This is a genomic window from Blastococcus sp. TBT05-19, from assembly GCF_003319095.1.
Lineage (GTDB): Bacteria > Actinomycetota > Actinomycetes > Mycobacteriales > Geodermatophilaceae > Blastococcus.
Window position 1 is genome coordinate 164102 of the sequence record NZ_QOHI01000006.1, and the last position, 18043, is coordinate 182144.

Annotated in this window: 18 protein-coding genes; 8 read left to right on the plus strand and 10 right to left on the minus strand. The window is 75.4% G+C overall.

What is annotated here, in order from left to right:
- Window positions 1-20 precede the first annotated feature (20 nt).
- Both DQ244_RS16385 and DQ244_RS16390 read right to left on the minus strand, forming a co-directional pair.
- Entirely contained in the window at window positions 21-2270 is a 2250-nt protein-coding gene (locus tag DQ244_RS16385) for a SpoIIE family protein phosphatase (RefSeq protein ID WP_113812565.1), read from the minus strand.
- A 10-nt stretch (window positions 2271-2280) separates the two neighbouring features.
- Window positions 2281-3081 (minus strand): alpha/beta fold hydrolase, encoded by an 801-nt coding sequence (locus DQ244_RS16390; RefSeq protein WP_113812566.1) that lies wholly within the window; start codon window positions 3079-3081, stop codon window positions 2281-2283.
- A 246-nt stretch (window positions 3082-3327) separates the two neighbouring features.
- On the opposite strand from DQ244_RS16390, the gene DQ244_RS16395 reads away from it, so the two are divergent.
- From DQ244_RS16395 to DQ244_RS16405, 3 genes are all read left to right on the plus strand, one after another.
- Window positions 3328-4077, plus strand: a complete 750-nt coding sequence (locus tag DQ244_RS16395) for a hemerythrin domain-containing protein (protein WP_113812567.1) — start codon at window positions 3328-3330, stop codon at window positions 4075-4077.
- Between the two features lie 242 nt (window positions 4078-4319).
- The gene (locus DQ244_RS16400) at window positions 4320-4988 is read left to right on the plus strand and encodes an alpha/beta fold hydrolase (protein ID WP_113812568.1); all 669 of its coding nucleotides are present in this window, start codon (window positions 4320-4322) and stop codon (window positions 4986-4988) included.
- 126 nt (window positions 4989-5114) lie between these two features.
- Entirely contained in the window at window positions 5115-7415 is a 2301-nt protein-coding gene (locus DQ244_RS16405; RefSeq protein ID WP_233491685.1) for an ATP-binding domain-containing protein, read from the plus strand.
- On the opposite strand, the gene DQ244_RS16410 is transcribed toward DQ244_RS16405, so the two are convergent.
- Genes DQ244_RS16410 through DQ244_RS16425 form a run of 4 tightly spaced genes read right to left on the minus strand, consistent with a single transcriptional unit; the run spans window position 7393 to window position 11363 of the window.
- Window positions 7393-7764: a hypothetical protein gene (locus DQ244_RS16410; protein WP_147251548.1), complete on the minus strand. Its 372-nt coding sequence runs from the start codon at window positions 7762-7764 to the stop codon at window positions 7393-7395. The genes DQ244_RS16405 and DQ244_RS16410 overlap by 23 nt on opposite strands.
- Before the next feature lie 16 nt (window positions 7765-7780).
- Window positions 7781-9010, minus strand: coding sequence for a cytochrome P450 (locus DQ244_RS16415; RefSeq protein ID WP_113812570.1), 1230 nt, complete (start codon window positions 9008-9010; stop codon window positions 7781-7783).
- A gap of 41 nt (window positions 9011-9051) precedes the next feature.
- Window positions 9052-10656, minus strand: coding sequence for an SIR2 family protein (locus DQ244_RS16420; protein WP_113812684.1), 1605 nt, complete (start codon window positions 10654-10656; stop codon window positions 9052-9054).
- A gap of 53 nt (window positions 10657-10709) precedes the next feature.
- The gene (locus tag DQ244_RS16425) at window positions 10710-11363 is read right to left on the minus strand and encodes a hypothetical protein (RefSeq protein WP_147251549.1); all 654 of its coding nucleotides are present in this window, start codon (window positions 11361-11363) and stop codon (window positions 10710-10712) included.
- A gap of 102 nt (window positions 11364-11465) precedes the next feature.
- On the opposite strand from DQ244_RS16425, the gene DQ244_RS16430 reads away from it, so the two are divergent.
- On the plus strand, window positions 11466-12305 hold the full coding sequence (locus DQ244_RS16430; RefSeq protein ID WP_113812572.1) for a DUF1206 domain-containing protein: 840 nt from the start codon (window positions 11466-11468) through the stop codon (window positions 12303-12305).
- The gene (locus DQ244_RS16435) at window positions 12302-13159 is read left to right on the plus strand and encodes a DUF1206 domain-containing protein (RefSeq protein ID WP_113812573.1); all 858 of its coding nucleotides are present in this window, start codon (window positions 12302-12304) and stop codon (window positions 13157-13159) included. The genes DQ244_RS16430 and DQ244_RS16435 overlap by 4 nt, the downstream gene beginning before the upstream one ends.
- Here the strand turns inward: DQ244_RS16435 and fabG are convergent.
- The 3 genes from fabG to DQ244_RS16450 all read right to left on the minus strand — a co-directional run bounded on the left by fabG (window position 13156) and on the right by DQ244_RS16450 (window position 15651).
- Window positions 13156-13908 carry a 3-oxoacyl-ACP reductase FabG gene (fabG, locus tag DQ244_RS16440; RefSeq protein ID WP_113812574.1) on the minus strand — a complete coding sequence of 251 codons (753 nt, stop codon included), beginning with the start codon at window positions 13906-13908 and terminating at the stop codon, window positions 13156-13158. The genes DQ244_RS16435 and fabG overlap by 4 nt on opposite strands.
- Window positions 13905-15122, minus strand: a complete 1218-nt coding sequence (locus tag DQ244_RS16445) for an acetyl-CoA C-acetyltransferase (RefSeq protein ID WP_113812575.1) — start codon at window positions 15120-15122, stop codon at window positions 13905-13907. The genes fabG and DQ244_RS16445 overlap by 4 nt, the downstream gene beginning before the upstream one ends.
- Window positions 15123-15252: 130 nt before the next feature.
- Entirely contained in the window at window positions 15253-15651 is a 399-nt protein-coding gene (locus DQ244_RS16450) for an STAS domain-containing protein (RefSeq protein WP_113812576.1), read from the minus strand.
- A 237-nt stretch (window positions 15652-15888) separates the two neighbouring features.
- Here DQ244_RS16450 and DQ244_RS16455 point away from each other — a divergent pair, with 237 nt between their 5' ends.
- The 3 genes from DQ244_RS16455 to DQ244_RS16465 all read left to right on the plus strand — a co-directional run bounded on the left by DQ244_RS16455 (window position 15889) and on the right by DQ244_RS16465 (window position 17411).
- Entirely contained in the window at window positions 15889-16212 is a 324-nt protein-coding gene (locus tag DQ244_RS16455) for a hypothetical protein (protein WP_113812577.1), read from the plus strand.
- A 223-nt stretch (window positions 16213-16435) separates the two neighbouring features.
- Complete coding sequence (locus tag DQ244_RS16460; protein ID WP_113812578.1) at window positions 16436-16807, plus strand: hypothetical protein; 372 nt, start codon at window positions 16436-16438, stop codon at window positions 16805-16807.
- A 172-nt stretch (window positions 16808-16979) separates the two neighbouring features.
- Window positions 16980-17411 carry an ATP-binding protein gene (locus DQ244_RS16465; protein ID WP_147251550.1) on the plus strand — a complete coding sequence of 144 codons (432 nt, stop codon included), beginning with the start codon at window positions 16980-16982 and terminating at the stop codon, window positions 17409-17411.
- Between the two features lie 213 nt (window positions 17412-17624).
- Here DQ244_RS16465 and DQ244_RS16470 read toward each other — a convergent pair whose 3' ends face one another.
- Window positions 17625-17942: a hypothetical protein gene (locus DQ244_RS16470; protein ID WP_147251551.1), complete on the minus strand. Its 318-nt coding sequence runs from the start codon at window positions 17940-17942 to the stop codon at window positions 17625-17627.
- Between the last annotated feature and the right edge of the window lie 101 nt (window positions 17943-18043).

The following is an 18043-nucleotide window of genomic DNA, read 5'->3' on the forward strand; positions in this document are numbered from 1 at the left end:
GCCGGGAAGCGGGTCGGCGCTCAGATCCGGGTGAGCGCGAGCAGGGCGATGTCGTCGGGCCGGTGCTCCCCGGCCATCTCCGCGAGCAGCCGGTCGCAGAGCGCGTCGGGGTCCGCCGAGCACGCCCGTGCCGCCACCTCCAGCAGCCGCGCCAGCCCCGCGTCGATGTCGGCGTCCCGGCTCTCCACCAGCCCGTCGGTGTAGAGCACGAGCGTCGACCCCGCCTCCAGCACCCCGGCCCACTCCTCCGCCGGCTCGGCGGCCGGCGGAGCACCGAGCATCCGGGTCGGCCGCACCGGCAGGAACGACGCCGTCCCACCCGTGCACAGCAGCGGCGGCAGGTGCCCGGCCGACGCCACCCGCACCTCACCGGACCCCGGATCCAGGATGCCGAACAGCGCCGTCGCCATCCGCTGCACGCCCAGCAGCGACCAGCTCCCCTGCAGCCGTTCGATCAGCGCGCTGGGCGACGGCCGGTCGGCCAGGTGCGTCCGGCACACCGCGCGCAGCTGGCCCATGGTCGCCGCCGCGGTGATGTCGTGCCCGACGACGTCGCCCACGGCCAGCCCGAGCAGACCGCCGGGGAGGGCGACGACGTCGTAGAAGTCGCCACCCACCGACACCCCCTGCGTCGCCGCCACGTAGCGCACCGCCGTCCGCAGCCCCGGGATCGGCGGCGGATCGGTGGGCAGCAGGCTCTCCTGCAGGGTGTGCGACGTCCGCGACTCCAGCTCGAACCGCTGCGCCTTGTCCACCACCTGCGAGACCTGCAGCGCCAGCTGCTCGGCCACCTCGACGTCGGCCGCGGTGAACGGCCGCCGGTGCCGGTCGGCGGCGAAGGTGAGGACGCCGAGCCGCCGTCCGTCGATCGACAGGGGCACGCTCACCACGGCGGCCAGCTCGAGCTCGCGCACCGTCTCGCGCTGCAGCCCGTCCAGCGTCATCGACACCACGTCCTGCTCGTCGACGTCGCGCACCCACTGCGTCCGGCCCTCGCGCAGCGCCCGGAGCCCCGGGTGGTGGCCGGTCTGCGCCGGCAGCTGCTGGGCCCGCAGCCGGTCCAGCAGCTCCTGCCGGGCCGGGTCGCGGTGCCGCGCCGCCTCCCGCGTCGTCCCCTGCTCGGTGACCAGGTCGATCACGCAGATGTCGGCCAGCCGCGTCACGGCGAGCTCGGCCAGCCCCGCCACCATGTCCTCGACGCCCCCCGCGTCGGCCATCAGCCGGGCGGCGTCCAGCAGGAACGACGCCCGCTCGGCCTGGCGCGCCGTCTCCAGGTGCAACCGCACCCGCTCCAGCGCCTGACCGGCCTGCCGCCCCAGCGTGTACAGCAGGTCGATCTCGCTCGGGGCCATCACCCGCACCTCGCCGGGCTCGACCAGGCTGATCAGCTGGCCGGGCGCGGCATCTCCCAGCGCGAGCACCAGCACGCCGAGCCGCTTGCTGTCCGCCGACACCGGCACGATCACCAGCTCCGTGAGGCCGCTGGCCACCATCGCCGCGGCCAGCTCCGACTGGTCCCGGCGCAGCCGCGGATCGAGCACGATCGAGCGCACGCCCTGGGCCATCTCCAGCGCCAGCCGGCTGCCGGCCGCCTCGCGCAGCCGGCGCAGCAGCTCCCGCGACAGCCCCTCGGAGTGCACCGGCCGCAGCGCGGGCAGCTCCGGGTCGCCGGCCTCCCCCTGCACGAGCACCAGCGCCGCGCCGCGGGCCTTCATCGCCGCCCGGCTCCGCGCCACGATGACCGAGGCGACGTCCTCCTCCGTGGTCGCCGCGGCGAGGTCGAAGACGACCTTCTGCACGGTGCGCGAGCGCGCCTCGGACTCCTCCGCCAGCCGCTGCGCGGCCAGCAGCTCCCGCTCGTAGCGCCGGCGGGCGGTCGCCTCGAACAGCGTCGCCCGCACCAGCTGCGGCGCCCCGTCCGGCCCGCGCAGCTCCACCGCGTTCAGCAGGCAGGGCAGCAGCGACCCGTCCAGGCGCTGGACGTCGATCGCGATCTCCCGCACCGCGCCCTGCATGCGCAGCAGCGGCACCAGGTGCGTCTCGTGGAACACCTTGCCGCCGACGCTGAGCAGGTCCTGGAAGCGGGTGCCCATCAGGTCCTCGGGACGCCGGCCGGTCCAGGCGCAGAACGTCCGGTTCGCCTTGACGATCCGCCCGTCGGGGAGCGTCGACAGGTAGCCCATCGGGGCGTTCTCGTACAGGTCGGCCGGGTCGTCCTCCAGCAGCCGGTCCAGCTGGGCCGCCGGCTCTCCCCCGCCCGGATCGCTCATGGCACCCCGCTCACCGATCGAGGAAGGCCCGGATCGCGGCGGCCGTCTCCTCCGGCGCCGACAGCTGCGGCACGTGCCCGGTGGCCGCGAGGCGCACCAGCTCGCTGCCGGGGATGCACCGGTGCACGTACTCCCCCACGACGTCCGGGGCGATCGCGTCGTCGCTGCACTGCAGGATCAGCGTGGGCACGGCCACGCCGGGCAGGTCCGCGCGGTTGTCCGACAGGAAAGTCACGCGGGCGAACTGGCGGGCGATGTCGGGCGCGGTGCGGCAGAAGCTGTTGGTCAGCTCGGCGGCCAGGTCGGGGCGGTCGGCGTTGCCCATGATCACCGGGGCCATGTCGGCCGACCAGCCCAGGTGGTTGCTGTCGAGGGCGTCGAGCAGGCCGGCGATGTCGGTGCGGCTGAACCCGCCCACGTACTCGCCGTCGTCGACGTACCGGGGGCTCGGGCCGATCAGGACCAGCGCCCCGACGAGCTCCGGCGCCCGGTGGTGGGCCAGCACCGCCATCATCGCCCCGACCGAGTGCCCGACCAGGACGACGTCGCACAGCCCCAGCTCGCGGCAGATCTCCACGATGTCGCCGGCGTACCCGTCGAGCGACCCGTACTTCTCGGGGTCGTACGCGGAGAGGTCCGACCGGCCCGCGCCGACGTGGTCGAAGAGCACCACCCGGTGGTCGCGCTCGAACTCCGCGGTCACGTGCCGCCACATGGTCTGGTCGCAGCCGAACCCGTGCGCGAAGACCAGCGCGCGACCCGACGGGTCGCCGCTGACGGTCACCCGGTTGCGCTCCACGACGGTCCCCACGCGGGCGACCGTAGTGGACCCGGCGCCGCCTGTCGTCGCCCTGCGGAACGCCGGGAGGGCACGATTCGGTACCACCTGGCGGGTCACCCACGGTCACCTCCGCTCGACGCCCCGGCGCGGACCGCCGGGCGCTCCGGAGATCCGCATCGCTGCCGTCCCAGCCCCTGTCGCGGGCCCCGCGCACGGCCCTAACCTGCGCCGCATCCAGCTCCGCGAGGAGCCCCGGACGCCGAACGAGGTGCCGCCATGACCGCCGCCGTCCTCCGCACGGTCACCCTCCCCGTGCCCCGCCCTCCCGTCGACGACGAGGAGCTCGCGACCGCCCGCACCGGCCGCGCGAGCCGCTCCGAGCGGGTGCTGCACCAGATGGTGCGCCGGGAGCTGGCCACCCTCGCCGAGGTCGTCACGTGGGCCCCCGACGGCGAGTGCGCGCGCACCGGCACGCTCACCTGCCACGCCGGGCTGATCGCCCGCGTGCTGCTGCACCACCACGCGGTGGAGCGCGAGGCGGTGTGGCCGGCACTGCTGCGCGCCGTCCCCGAACCCGAGCGGGACGACGCCGAAGCCGCGGTCGGAGCCTGGACGCTGGCCTGCTCGCGGATCGACGCCCGGCTGCGCGACCTGGACACCGCCGCGCGCCAGTGGTCGGTGGCCGGCAGCGCGGCGGCCCGCGACGGGTTCGCCCGCCTCTGCCGGGCGCTGGCCGACGACGTCGCCGCGCAGACCGCCGAGGAGGAGGCGACCCTGCTGCCCCTCCTCGACGCGCACCTGACCGACGCGGACTGGTCCGCGATCAGCCGCAGCGCGCGGTGCGGCCTGTCCGCCCGGCAGCGGCTGATCGTCGTCGGCCTGGCGCTGGAGGACTGCTGCGCCGGCGACCGGGCCCGCCTGCTCGGCGGGCTCCCGCGCGCGACGCGGCTGGCCTGGCGGCTCTACGGCGGGAGCCGCTACCGCGCCGCCGTCGTCCGGCTGCGCGGCGCACCGCCGGCGGTCTGACCGCTCAGTACCGCGACGTGCCGCACCCGGTGCAGCGCTTGCGCGCGGCGGACACCTCCTGCGTGCAGTTGTCGCAGACCCAGGTGGTCCGTTCCCTGGTGGCTGTGCTCATGGCTGCCTCCCCCTCGTCTCGAATTCATCCGGAACGCTAGGAACCGGATGTGTCCGGACGGTGACGCCGGAGTTGCGCTTCCGGGGCGGTCCGCCGATGAGTTCGTGCCCGCCTGACGGTCGGACCCGGTATGACGACGTTCGTGCTGGTGCCCGGCGCCGGCGGTCGGTCCTGGTACTGGCACCGGCTTGTCGCCGAGCTGGAGCGCCGCGGTCACGAGGCGGTGGCGGTCGACCTGCCGGCGGACGACGAGACGGCGGGGCTCGACGCCTACGCCGACGCGGTGGCCGGCGCGATCGGTGACCGCGCTCCGGTGACCGTGGTGGCGCAGTCGATGGGCGGGCTCACCGCGCCGCTGGTGTGCGACCGGCGGCAGGTCGAGGCGCTCGTGCTGGTCAACGCCATGGTCCCGCGCCCGGGCGAGACCGGCGGCGAGTGGTGGACGGCGACCGGCCAGGGCCGGGCGCAGGCCGAGCACTGGGCCGCGCTCGGGCTGCCCGGGGAACCGGACGAGGAGCAGGTCTTCCTGCACGACGTGCCCGCCGAGGTGCTGGCCACCGGCACCGACGACCTCGCGCAGTCCGGGCGCCCCTTCGAGGACCCCTGGCCGCTGCCCGCCTGGCCCGACGTCCCCACCCGGGTGCTCGCCGGCCGCGACGACCGGCTGTTCCCGCTGGAGTTCCAGCGGCGGATCGCCCGCGAGCGGCTCGGCCTGGACGTCGAGGAGGTGCCCGGCGGCCACTGCGTCGCGCTCAGCAGGCCCGTCGAGCTGGCCGAGGCGCTGACCGCCGCCCGCTGACGTGGCCGGTGCCACCTGCGTCGCGCATGACAGGACCGGGGAGTTCGGCGCAGGATGGGCGGTTGCGCCCCAGGCGCGGAGCACGTGCTCCTCCGGGACTCCTGAAAGCGATGGCCGTTGTCGACTGTGCATGACCCGGGTGCGCCCGATCCCGAGCTGGCCGCCGAGCAGGCCTACGTCGGCGACCTCTACCGCCGGCTCGACGAGGTGCGCGCCCGGACCGTGACCCGTCTCGCCGACGCGCTGGCCCTCGTGCCGCACAACCCGCAGGCCGTCGGCGAGCGCGAGGCCGCCGTCGAGCTGCACTCCCAGCGGATCGTCGCCCTCGACGCCGCCGACCACGGCCTGTGCTTCGGCCGCCTCGACCGGCACGAGAGCGACGTCGCCCGCTACATCGGCCGGATCGGCCTCAACGCCGAGGACGGCCGCGAGGAGCCGCTGCTGGTCGACTGGCGCGCCCCGGCGGCCCAGCCGTTCTACACCGCGACCCCGCTGCACGACCTCGGCGTCCGCCGCCGTCGGCACCTGAAGACCCGCGGCCGCACCGTCGTCCAGGTCACCGACGAGACCCTCGACCTCACCGACCCCGACCTCGCCCAGCGCTCCGGCCTCGCCGGGGAGTCGGTGCTGCTGGCCGCGCTGAACGCCACCCGCACCGGCCGGATGAGCGACATCGTCCGCACCATCCAGGCCGAGCAGGACCGGATCATCCGCGCCGACCACCGCGGCGTGCTCGTCGTCCAGGGCGGGCCGGGCACCGGCAAGACCGCCGTCGCCCTGCACCGCGCGGCCTACCTGCTCTACACCCACCGCGAGCGGCTGGCCCGCAGCGGCCTGCTCATCGTCGGCCCCTCCCCCACCTTCCTGGGCTACATCGCCGACGTGCTGCCCTCCCTCGGCGAGACCGGCGTCGTGCTCACCGACCTCGGCGGGCTGCGGCCCGGCCTCAAGGCCCATGCGCAGGAGGCGCCGAAGGTCGCCGAGATCAAGGGCCGGCCGACCATGGTCCGCGTGGTCACCACCGCCGTCCGCGACCGGCAGGCCGTGCTCGACAAGCCCGTCACGCTCACCATCGACGGCATCCCGGTGCGCTTCGCCAAGGCCGACGCCGCGCAGGTGCGCAGCCGGGCGCGGGCGATGTCCCGGATGCACAACGAGGCCCGGCCGGCCGCCGTGCGTGCGGTCATCGACATCGTGGCGCGCAAGTACGCCGACAAGCTCGGCGAGAACGTCATGGGCGGCGCCAACCTGCTCGGTCCCGACGACGTCGCCGCGCTGCGCCGCGAGGTCGCCGGCGAACCCGCCGTGCACGCGCTGGCCGACCGGCTCTGGCCGCGGCTGACCGCCGAGCGGCTCATCGGCGAGCTGTTCTCGAGCCGGCGCCGCCTGGAGTCCGCCACCCGCGGCTGGACCGAGGCCGACCGCGAGCTGCTGGTCCGCCCGGCCGGCTCCCCCTGGACGCCGGCCGACGTGCCGCTGCTCGAGGAGGCCGACGAGCTGCTCGGCGTCGACGACTCCGCCGAGCGCGACCGCGAGCGACGCGAGAAGCAGCGCCGGCTCCGCCACGCCCAGGAGACGCTCGACCTGCTGCACGGCTCCCGCTCCACCGACTGGGAGACCGAGGACGAGTCCGAGGAGCTCTCCGCCGGCGACCTGCTCGACGCCGAGGGCCTGGCCGGCCGGCACGAGGAGCGCGACTCCCGCTCGACCGCCCAGCGCGCCGCCGCCGACCGCACCTGGACCTACGGGCACGTGATCGTCGACGAGGCGCAGGAGCTCTCCTCCATGGCCTGGCGGGTGCTGCTGCGCCGCATCCCGACCCGCTCGATGACGCTGGTCGGCGACGTCGCCCAGACCTCCACGCTGGCCGGGGCGACCAGCTGGCAGGAGGTGCTCGAGCCGCACCTCGGCAGCTCCTGGCGCCTCGAGGAGCTGACCGTCAACTACCGCACGCCGGCCGAGATCATGGCGGTGGCCGCCGACGTGCTGGCCGCCGGTGGCGCCGTCACCTCGGCCGCGGAGTCGGTGCGCTCCACCGGCGAGCTGCCCTGGTCGTGGCAGGTGCCCGCGGCGAACCTGCCGTCGGCGGTCGCCGAGGCCGCCGCGGAGCTGGACGCCGCCGAGGGCACCCTCGCCGTGATCGTCCCGTTCAGCCGGCTGGAGGAGGTCACCGCCGTCGTGCGGGCGATCGTGCCCAGCGCCTCGGACGGCGGCGACCTGACCGACGGCGCGGTGGTGCTCACGCCCGAGGGCAGCAAGGGCCTGGAGTTCGACTCCGTCCTCGTCGCCGACCCAGTCGGGATCATCGAGGAAGGCGTGCGCGGCCACAACGACCTCTACGTGGCGCTCACCCGTGCCACCCAGCGGCTGGGCGTGGTGCACTCCGGCGACCTGCCACCGGAGCTCAAGGGCCTCGACGCCCGCTGACGGTCGGCCACCAGGCGCGGTGCCGCCCCTTGAGCGGCTGCCCGTCGAGGAGCACCTCCACGTCGGGGCCGAGCTCGTGCTGCACGTCGTGGGCGAGCGTCAGCAGCTCCCGCTGCTGCTGCTCCCCGCGGCTCTGCTCCTCGTCGGTCACCGGCGGGTCGATGCGGATCCAGGCGCCGGAGAGCGTCTCCTGCCGGTCCCGCCACGCGTCGAGGCGCGCGATCAGCTCCGGCGAGAGACCCAACTCGGCCGGGTCGAGCAGGTCGATCCCGAGCACGCCCGGCGACCGGTCGGCGAGCACCGACGGGTAGCAGTAGTCCCACTCGAAGGAGACCACGGTCGGGCGCATCCGCCCAGCATGGCAGTCAGGCGGTGGCGCCGACCCGCAGGACGACGCCGCTCGCGGGTTTCGCCGGGATGCGGTGCAGCGCGATGGTCAGGTCCTGGTCGGGCACCTCGTAGGACAGCCGGGCCAACCGGACGGCGAGCGCGGACAGCAGCGCGACGGTGATCTGCTCCCCCGGGCAGCGGTGGTTGGTGCGCGGGTCGCCGCCACCCTGCGGCACCAGCTCGAACTCGCCGATCTCCCGGTCGACGAAGCGCGCGGGCCGGAACGAGTAGGGGCTGTCCCAGAGCTCCGGGTCGTGGTTCTGCCCGTACAGGTCCAGCAGCACCATTGAGTTCTTCCGGATCTTCACCCCGCCGAACTCCGTCTTCTGCGGTGCCCGCCCGCCGATGAACGGCGCGAACGGGTAGAACCGGCGCACCTCGTGCGCCCAGGCCTCGGCGTACGCCGGGTCGCCGCTCGCCAGCCGCTCCCGGTTCTCCGGCCAGCGGATCAGCGCGTGCCCGGAGGAGGCCAGGAACCAGGCGACCGCCGTCGTCGGCCGGATGATGTTGAGCAGCTCGACGGCGGCCACGCGTGAGGTCAGCTGCGTGCCGTCGGCGTCCCGGTGCCGGGCGACGACGTCGACCGCCGTCCCCTCCTCCACCGTCGTGGCCCCGCTGCGCACGTCCTGGACCAGCTGGGCCAGCCACCTCTCCCGGCGTCCGCGGGCCCGGCGTGCCCGGACGTGCCGCGGGCCGCCGGTGGCGAAGCCGTCGACCATGGCGATCAGGTCGCGAGCGAGGCCCGGCACCTCGTCGTCGCGCACCGGCACACCCGTCCACCGGGTCACCGAGCCGGCCAGCACCCGGCTGGCCTCGTCGAACACCACGATCTCCGGGCGCTCCGCCCACTCGGCCGCCGCCGCGTCCCAGGCCGCCGTGGTGCGCTCCACCAGCGAGGCGATGCCGTCGGAGCGCATGAGCAGCGCCACGAACATCGCCTTGCGCACCCGGTGCATCTCGCCGTCGAGGGTGTGCACCGCACCCTTGCCGAACAGCGTGCCCTGCACCGGCTCCGGGACGGCGTGCGAGCGGCGCACGTGCTCCTCGTCGTAGAGGAACCGTGCGGCGTCGGGGCCCTCGATCCCGACCGCCGGCAGCCCGCCCAGCCGCACGCCGACGGCGCGCAGCCCGCCCCGGCGGCGCTCGTCGGGCAGCCAGGCGTAGCCCTTGGTCAGCAGCTTCAGGCCGTTCTCCAGTCGAGGCACGGGAGCTGCCGTGCCCAGGGCTCCGGAGAGGCAACCCCCGATCAGCCGGGCCGCTGCTCCTGCGGCCGGTCGTCGCGGTCTCGGGTGGCGACGTCGACCGGCGCGGTGTCGCCGTCGGCCGCGGTACCCCCGTGCCCGAGACGGCGGAGCAGCCCGGCCACCTCGAGCGCGGCGCCGGTCGCCGTCTCCTCCGGCAGCACGGCGGCGACACCGCGCAGCGCCTCGGCCAGCGCCCGCTCCTCGTCGTCCAGCATGCCCCGGTACGCCGGGTCGAGCAGGTAGCCGGTCGGCGGCGTGGACAGGCAGCCGATCAGGTCCAGCAGCACCTCCAGCCGGCGGGCCGCCTCGGCCGGGCAGGCGTCCGCGGGCCCCATGGCCACGGTCTCCACGTCCCGCTCCCACAGCCGGGCGCGCGCCGGGTCGTCCCGCAGCGCCAGGACGGTGCCGGTGCGCCGTGCGGTGCCCGGTCCCTGCTGCAGCGCGGTGCGCACCTGGTGGGCGATCCGGATCAGGTCGTCGTCGAGCATCGACGTGCCGACGAAGAGCACGTGGCGGGTGAGCAGCAGCGAGTGCAGCACCCCGGCGAGCGCCGCCCCGGTGCTGCCGAACTGCAGGTACTCCTCGCGGGTCAGCACCACGCTCTCCGGGTGCGCGGCGTCGCCGTGCAGCTTCAGCAGCCAGGGCGAGCCCGGCTCGGCCTCGTCGTGGGGCAGCACCCGCACCTCGCGACCGATGTCGGCGGCGGCCAGCTCGACCAGCGGGTCGTAGTTCGTGGTGACGAACTCCTGCACCGGCAGGTCGGCGATCAGCGCGTGCGCCAGGGCGTAGGGCCCCGGGCCGAACCGCTCCTCGACGAACGCCTCCAGCTTCTCCGTGCCCAGCTCCCGGGCCAGCAGCGCCGCCGAGTCCTGCGCCGGCAACCGGGACAGCCCCTCGCGCAGGCCGTCGTCCAGCCCCGACCGGGCGGCCAGCTCGTCCACCAGCTGCTCCCAGGTGGGCAGCCCGGCGGCCGCGCTCACCCCGGCACCGATGAACAGCGCCAGCTGCCCGCGGCGGGCCCGCTCCCCCATCTGCTCGGCCAGCTCGCGTAGGTGCCCGGGCAGGTCCCAGCCGCCGTCCTCTCCGCGCCGCACCCGCTGCGCGGCGGCCAGGTCGCTCGGCCCGCGCAGCACCAGGGCGACGTCGAACCCGTGCTCCTGGGCCGCCTCCCGGAGCACGGGCAGCAGCTGCCGGAGCAGGGCGCCGCGCTCCCCTGCCGCGCCGCCCCAGCCGGTGCCGAGCGCCGGCAGCCCGACCAGCCTGCGAGCCCGGCCGTGCACCGGCCGGGCCACCTCCCGGCGGGCGACGGCGGCCAGCGCCTCCCGGGCGCCGTCCAGCAACCAGGGCAACCCGCGCCCGCGGTCGTCGACGGTGTCGACCAGCCAGGCGCGACGGGCGCCGTCGCCGGGGACCTCGAGCACCCGCTCGTCCCCGGACCACGACAGGTCGACGCAGTCGCCGTCGTCCCGCTCCTCGGTGACCAGCTCGGCGGGCAGCAGCGACCGCCAGCTGCGGGTCACCCGCAGCGACCGGTCGGTGGGCACCAGCACGTCGTCGCACGACAGCCGGGTGAGGTCCGCGCCGACGACGAAGACGTGACCGCTCACGAGCAGGCCCTTCCCCGGGGCCCGCGGGTCACACGTCGGCCATGCGCCGGGCGTCAGGACCCGCAGCCGCCGGCGCCGCAGGCGCACCCACCGCACCCCGAGCGCACCGGCGCCGGGTCCGGCTGCGCGCCCAGGGTGCGCAGGTTCGCCGCACCGATGAGCAGCGGCAGGGCCAGCACGGCGAGGCCCAGGGCGGCGACGACGGTGGCCAGGTCCGCGGCCCGGTCCCAGTCCTGCGCCAGGCCGGTGGCGACCAGCAGCCCGGTGACCAGCAGCGACCAGACCAGCAGCGCCTGCCCGCCGCGCCGCGACGTCCCGCCCCGGGCCAGCAGTGCGGCCGAGGTGGCGAGCAGCGCGAGCGGGACCGCCACCAGCAGCACCGTGGCGGAGAGACCGGCGGACGCCAGGGCCACGACCAGGGCGGCGGCGCCCACGGCGACGGCGACCGCACCCATCGGGCGGGCCCGCGCGGCGAGCTCGTCCTCGGCGGCGGACCCGCGGACCAGCACGGCGCCCCGCAGCACCAGGACGAGACCGAGCGCACCGACCAGGAGGCGCGCTCCGGCGGCGTCCCAGGCGACCGCCACGACGGCGACCGCGATCATCGCGACGCCCAGCGCCAGCCAGCGGGGCCAGGTGCGCCGCGCGACGGCGGGGGTCGCCATCCCCGCGGTGGTCGCCGACAGGATTCCGGTTGCGTTCGCCACGGGCCCAGTGTCCCCCACCCGGCGCGGAGACCGGGGAGGCCCCGGGACGTGGCCCGTGCCACGCTGATCGTCGTCGCCCCCTTCCCCAGACCAGGAGATCCCATGAGCGTGCGGGGCAGTGCGAGATCGGTCATGGGGCGCGCCGGGAACAGCGACGCCCTCGAGCACCTGGCCCGCATCGGGCTCATCGCCTACGGCCTGGTCCACCTCCTGGTCGCCTGGCTGGCGCTGCAGCTCGCGTGGGGCGGCACCAGCCGCTCGGCCGACCAGTCCGGCGCGATGGCCACCCTCGCCCAGCAGCCGCTCGGCAAGCCCCTGCTGTGGGTGCTGGCGCTCGGCCTGCTCGCGCTGGCCGTCTGGCAGGCCGCGGAGGTGCTGCGCTGGCGGCACGGCTGGTCGTCGTCGGGGAAGACGCGGACGACGGCGCTGCGCAAGAGCGGCCGGGCGGTCGTCAAGGCGGTCGTCTACGTCGCGCTCGCGGTGCTCGCGATCCGCTTCGCCACGGGCAGCGGGCAGAACAGCTCGTCGTCCCAGCAGCAGACCGCCGCCGGTGTGTTCGGCTGGCCGGCCGGGCGCTGGCTGGTCGCGATCGCCGGGCTGGTGCTGGTCGGGGTCGGCGCGTACCACGTCTACAAGGGCGCCACGAAGCGCTTCCTCAAGGAGATCGACCTCAGCGACTGCCCGCCGGCGGCGACCCGCGTCGTCACCCGGCTCGGGCAGGTCGGCTTCCCCGGCAAGGGCGTGGCCCTGGCGCTGGTGGGCGGGCTGCTCGTGTGGGCCGCGGTGACGTTCGACCCCGCCAAGGCGACCGGGCTCGACGGCGCCCTGCACACGGTGCTCGCCGCCCCGGCCGGGCCCTACCTGCTCACCCTCGTCGCGCTCGGGATCGCCGCGTTCGGGGCGTTCTGCTTCGTCCGCGCCCGCTACCCCGAGCGCACGTGAGCTCTCTGCTGGAACGGGTGCACTCCGCCGTCGAGCGCGCCCGCGAGGTCACCGACCACCCGGTGCTGACCCACCTGGCCCGCGTCGGCCTGGTCGCCTACGGCGCCATGCACCTGCTCATCGCCGTCCTGGCCGCCCGGATGGCCCTGGGCCTGCGCGGCGCCGACGCCGACCAGACCGGCGCCCTGCAGACCGTCGGGCAGGGCCCGGGCGGTCGCGCGCTGCTGTGGGCGATCGGGCTGGGGCTGGTCTGCCTCGGTCTCTGGCAGGCCGCGGAGATCCTGCTGTGGTGGCGCGGCCTGCTCGACCGCGCGCACCGGCGCCGGACCGCCGTCGTCTGCGCCAAGTGCCTGGTGAAGGGCGGCGTCTACGGCTTCCTCGGCATCACCGCGCTGCTGTTCGCGCTCGGCCTGGAGTACGAGGCCGACGAGCGGCTGCCCGAGGTGACCGAGGACGTCCTGGACATCCCCGGCGGGGTGGCCGCGGTGTACCTGGCCGCGGCCGGCGTGGTGGCCGTCGGCCTCTACACGCTGGCCCGCGGGTTCACCGGCGGCTGCATGAAGGACATCGACCTGCCCGCCGCCCCCGACCGCTGGGAGCCGCTGATCGAGGGCATCGGGCGGATCGGGTACGTCACCAAGGGCATCGCCTTCGGGCTCGTCGGCGTCCTGCTGTGGCGCGCGGCCGGCTCGGCCGACGTCAGCGACGCGACCGGGCTGGACGGCGCCATGACCGCCATCGCCGGGGTGTCGGCCGGACCCTGGCTGCTCGCCGGGGTCGCAGCCGGGTTCGCCGCGTTCGGGGTCTACGCCCTCGCCCGCGCGCGGTACCCCGACCGCGACCCCTCGAGTTAGTTCCGGGGACCGCCGGCGACGTAGATGACCTGCCCGGAGATGAACCCGGCGCCCTCGCTGACGAGGAACGACACGGTGTGCGCGATGTCCTCGGGCACGCCGGCGCGCGCGACCGGGATCGCCGCCGCGCGCTTGGCCACGTAGGACTCCCACTCCTCGCCGATGCGCTCGGCGGTGGCCTTGGTCATCTCCGTCTGGATGAAGCCCGGGGCGATGGAGTTGGCGGTGACCCCGAACTTGCCCAGCTCGATGGCGAGGGTCTTGGTGAAGCCCTGCAGGCCCGCCTTCGCCGTCGCGTAGTTGGCCTGCCCCCGGTTGCCCAGCGCGGAGGTCGACGAGAGGTTCACGATCCGGCCGAAACCAGCCTCGATCATGTGCTTCTGCGCCGCGCGCGTCATGAGGAACGAGCCGCGCAGGTGCACGTGCATGACGACGTCCCAGTCGGCGTCGCTCATCTTGAACAGCATGTTGTCGCGGGTGACGCCGGCGTTGTTGACCAGCACGACCGGCGGGCCGAGCTCGGCGGCGATCCGGTCGACCGCGGCCTGCACCTGCTCGGCGTCCCCGACGTCGGCGCCCACGGCGAGCCCTCGCCCGCCGGCGGCCTCGATGGCCTCGACGGTGCCGCGGGCGTCGTCCTCCCGCAGGTCGATCACCGCGACGGCGAAGCCGTCGGCAGCCAGCCGCAGGGCGGTGGCGGCACCGATGCCGCGGGCGGCACCGGTGACGATCGCGACGCGGGCGCTCATCGGGCGACCCGCTCGAAGACCGCGGCGAGGCCCTGGCCGCCGCCGATGCACATCGTCTCCAGCCCGTAGCGGGCCTCGCGGCGGTCCATCTCGCGCAGCAGCGTGGCGAGGATGCGGCCGCCGGTGGCGCCGACCGGGTGGCCCAGCGAGATGCCCGACCCGTTGACGTTGGTGCGCTCCCAGTCGGCGTCGGTGAAGCCCCACTCCTGGGCGACGGCGAGCACCTGCGAGGCGAAGGCCTCGTTGAGCTCGATGAGGTCGACGTCGGCGAGGGTGATGCCGGCGAGCTCGAGCGCCTTGGCGGTGGCCGGGACCGGGCCGATGCCCATGGTCTTCGGCGGCACGCCACCGACGCCCCAGGAGACCAGGCGGGCCAGCGGGCGCAGGCCCAGCTCGGCGGCCTTCTCCGGGGTGGTGACGATCGCGACGGCGGCGCCGTCGTTCTGGCCGGACGCGTTGCCCGCGGTGACCGTTGCCTCGTCGTCGTCCTTGCCCATGATCGGGCGCAGCTTCGCGAGGGTCTCCACGCTGGAGTCGGGGCGGATGTGCTCGTCGCGGTCGACGACGACCTCGCTCTTCCGCTGCTTGACCGTCACCGGGACGATCTCGTCGGCGAACCGGCCCGCCTCGGTGGCGGCGGCGGCGCGCTGGTGGCTGCGGACGGCGTACTCGTCCTGCGCCTCGCGGGAGATCTTGTACTCGCGGCGCAGGTTCTCCGCCGTCTCCAGCATGCCGCCGGGCACCGGGTGGTTCTGGCCGCCGGCGGTGACCCGGCCGCGGGCCAGCCCGTCCTGGAGCAGGACGCCGGGACCGGCCTTGACCCCCCAGCGCATGGCCGTCGAGTAGAAGGGCGCGTTGCTCATCGACTCCGCGCCACCGGCGAGGACGACGTCGGAGGTTCCCGACTGCACCTGCATCGCGGCGTAGACGACGGCCTGCAGGCCCGAGCCGCAGCGGCGGTCGACCTGCAGGCCGGACGCCGTCACCGGGAGCCCGGCGTCGAGGGCGGCCACGCGACCGATGGCCGGGGCGTCCATCGTCGGGTAGCAGTGGCCGAGGAGCACGTCGTCGACGGACTCCGGCGGCAGCCCGGTGCGCTCGAGGAGCGCTCGGATCACCGTGGCGGCGAGCTCCTGCACGGGGACGTCGCGCAGCGAGCCCCCGAATCCGCCGACCGGCGTCCGCAAGGGCTCGCAGATGACCGCATCCCGCACGGTGGTCCTCCTTCTAGGTCCGCCTTCGGCCCCGGGCGGGCCGGACTGCGGGTCCGAGTCTGCCCCGCGGCCAGGAGCACCGCGCGCAGAGGCCCCGCCGGCGAACCGACGGGGCCTCTGGTGGAGCGGATCAGGAGGCGAGCGTCTCCACCCGCCGGCCACCCAGCAGGTGCCACAGGCCGGTGATCTCCATCGGGCGGATGACCGCGCGGGTCGACGCGAGGACGTGCAGCCGGACGCCGTCGGTGGTGGCGCGGCGGTGCAGCATCGCGAGCGTCTGGAGCCCGGCGGAGTCCAGGAACGTGACGGCGGTCAGGTCGAGGGTGAGGTCCCGGGCGCCGGCGTCGAGCAGCTGCTCGATCCGGGCGTGGACCTTCGGTGCGGTGGTGCTGTCGACCTCGCCGGTGGCGGCGAGGGTGGGGCGGGCAGCGGGCCCGGAGACCACGAGGGTCACCAGCCCCAGGTCCAGGACGTCGGACGGGCCGAGGTCCTCGATGCTGCGGGAACGGTCGAGCGAAGAAGCGGTCACGGAAGTGCCCCTCTCGGGCGTTTACCGGACCAGCGAAAGCCTGCGGGGCGCGAACGACACGACGACCAGCACTGGCAGAACACGGCTGCTGTTGAACCGTCTCCTGAACCGTAGGCACCTGGGCGCCCTGATGCAAGGGTGCCCAGGTCACGACATCGTCGGGGAATCGCCCAGGTGAGACCAGTGTTACGGCCCCCCTGACCCCGGTTCCGGGCGGACACGGCGGATACTGGCCGCGTGACCGAGGGCAGCCCGTCGACCCGCAGCTCCTCCCCCGTCCTGGGCGTGGTCGTGGTCGCGGGCCTCGCCGTCGCGGTCGGCTCCTTCCTGGTGCTGGACCCGGTCCTCGCCGCGTTCGTGGCGATCGTCGTCGGGGTCGGGCTGGCGATGGCCGTCCTGGCGCGCGACTGGGACCGGCACGAGTCCTTCGAGGAGCGCGAGCTGCTCCGCGCCCAGCGGCGCAAGGAGAAGTGGGAGCGCAACGCCGGCGCCCGCGCCAAGGACCGCGCCCGCTGGGAGGCCCACCAGGCCCGGAAGGCCGCGCGCGAGAGCTCCGACTGACCCGCGTCGGAAAACCTGTCGACGCCCCTGCCGGCCTGCCCTACGGTCGTCGTCATGCGGTACTTCGTGCGGATGCGCACCTCCTGAGCTGATGTGCCGCGGGCCGGCTCCGCCGCCCGCCGTCCGCGTCCGGGACCTCCCCGGCGCTCGCTCCCCTGCGTCCTGCCCGGGCCTCCACGCGCCCGCGGACGCCCCCGCACCACGTCCTCCCCGGAGGTACCCCGTGTCACGTCCTGCCCCGATCCACCACGCCCCCGCCGCCGACGCGCGCGCCACGCTGCCCGAGGCCGACGCCGCGGCGTTCGACCGCCTCGCGCACGCCGTGCTCGCCTCCCGCTCGGCACCGCTGGGCCCGCTGCTGCGGTCGCAGCTGCCCGGGACGGCCGGCGTCCGCTGGCTGCACCACGAGAACCTCTCCCCCACCACCCGGGCCACGGCGCTGACCGCCGACCAGTGGGTGTCGCTGTTCCGCAGCTGGACGGCGGTGGCGCCCGCGCCGGGCGCCGGTGGACCCGGCGGGCCCAGGAAGGGCGGCCGGCCGGCGACGCACGGTCACGCACCGGGCGCCGCCGCCATCCCGCGCTGGGGCCAGTGAAAGGACCCACGTGCCCCCCACCGCTCGCTCGCTCGCGGTGGGGCCCTGCACGGGGGCCGCCCGGTACGTCTCGTTTGGGTGAGGCGAGGGTTCGGCGCGCTGCCGAACGGGCACGGGGTGCGCCAGGAACGAGCACCGGCGCCCGACGCCGGCCGGCGAGAGGCAGGTGGCGGTGGCGCTGTGGCAGTCCGCGCGGCCGCCGCACGCGTTCGTCGAGGTCTGGTGCCAGGAGCTCGGCGAGCTCGGCGAGCTGGCCCGCCTGCGGTCACGGCTGCGCGTCTCCATGACCGGGAGCGCCACGGTGCGCGACCCCGCCCGCGACCACTGGTCCGAGCGGCTGGTGCTGATCGCCGACGAGCTCACCTCCAACGCCCTGCGGCACGGCGGAGCACCCGTCGCGGCCATCCTCGGCCGGCGGGACGACCAGTGGCTGATCGCCGTCCGGGACTCCGCGGCCGACGTGCCGCCGAGCCCGGCGCAGGGCCGCGACCCGGGCCTCGGCGGCTTCGGCCTCTACCTCGTCGCCGACCTCTCCACGGCGCACGGCTGGTTCCCCGAGCCGGGTGCGAAGACGGCCTGGGCGGTCGTCGACAGCAGCGCCTGAGCGGCTCAGACCCACCCTCGGTGCAGGTGTCGCCGGAACGGCAGACCGCGCGGTCCGATGCGGGCTCGGGGACCGGGTCGGACCGGCCGTCCAGATCGGTCGTCCGGTCGTGGACGGGATAGCCCTCGTGCTCCACCGGGGTGCCGCTGGGGCACCGCACCGGTTCGGTGGACACCGAACCCCGGTCCGCACCGCCCGATCCGGGGACGACGGTCACCTCGATGCAGGCGCCCAGCGTGACGTTCCTGTTCGGCGCGGCGAACTGGGGCTCGCTGCGGCCGCGATGGTCCGGAGCATCGTGACCTCGCCACCGGGACCGATCGACGTGCTGACCGAGTAGCCGTACGGGTCGAGCGACTCCAGCGCGTCGGCTCCGCTGCTGTAGGGGTCGTGGGACCGCGCGGCGAGGTGACCCGACTGGGCGCCGTCCAGCCGGGCCTGCAGCTCCTCCGCCGCCATGTCCTCCGCCGAGGACCCGCACCCCGACACCGGGAGCAGGAGCAGCAGGGCCGCAGCTGTCCGACGCCCCATGCGGACAGCATGCACGCCGCGGACCCCGAGGTCTCGGAAGCGGTGGCGGCGCCCTCACCCCGGGCCACCGGCGCCCCTGTGCCTGTGTGCCACAGGTAACG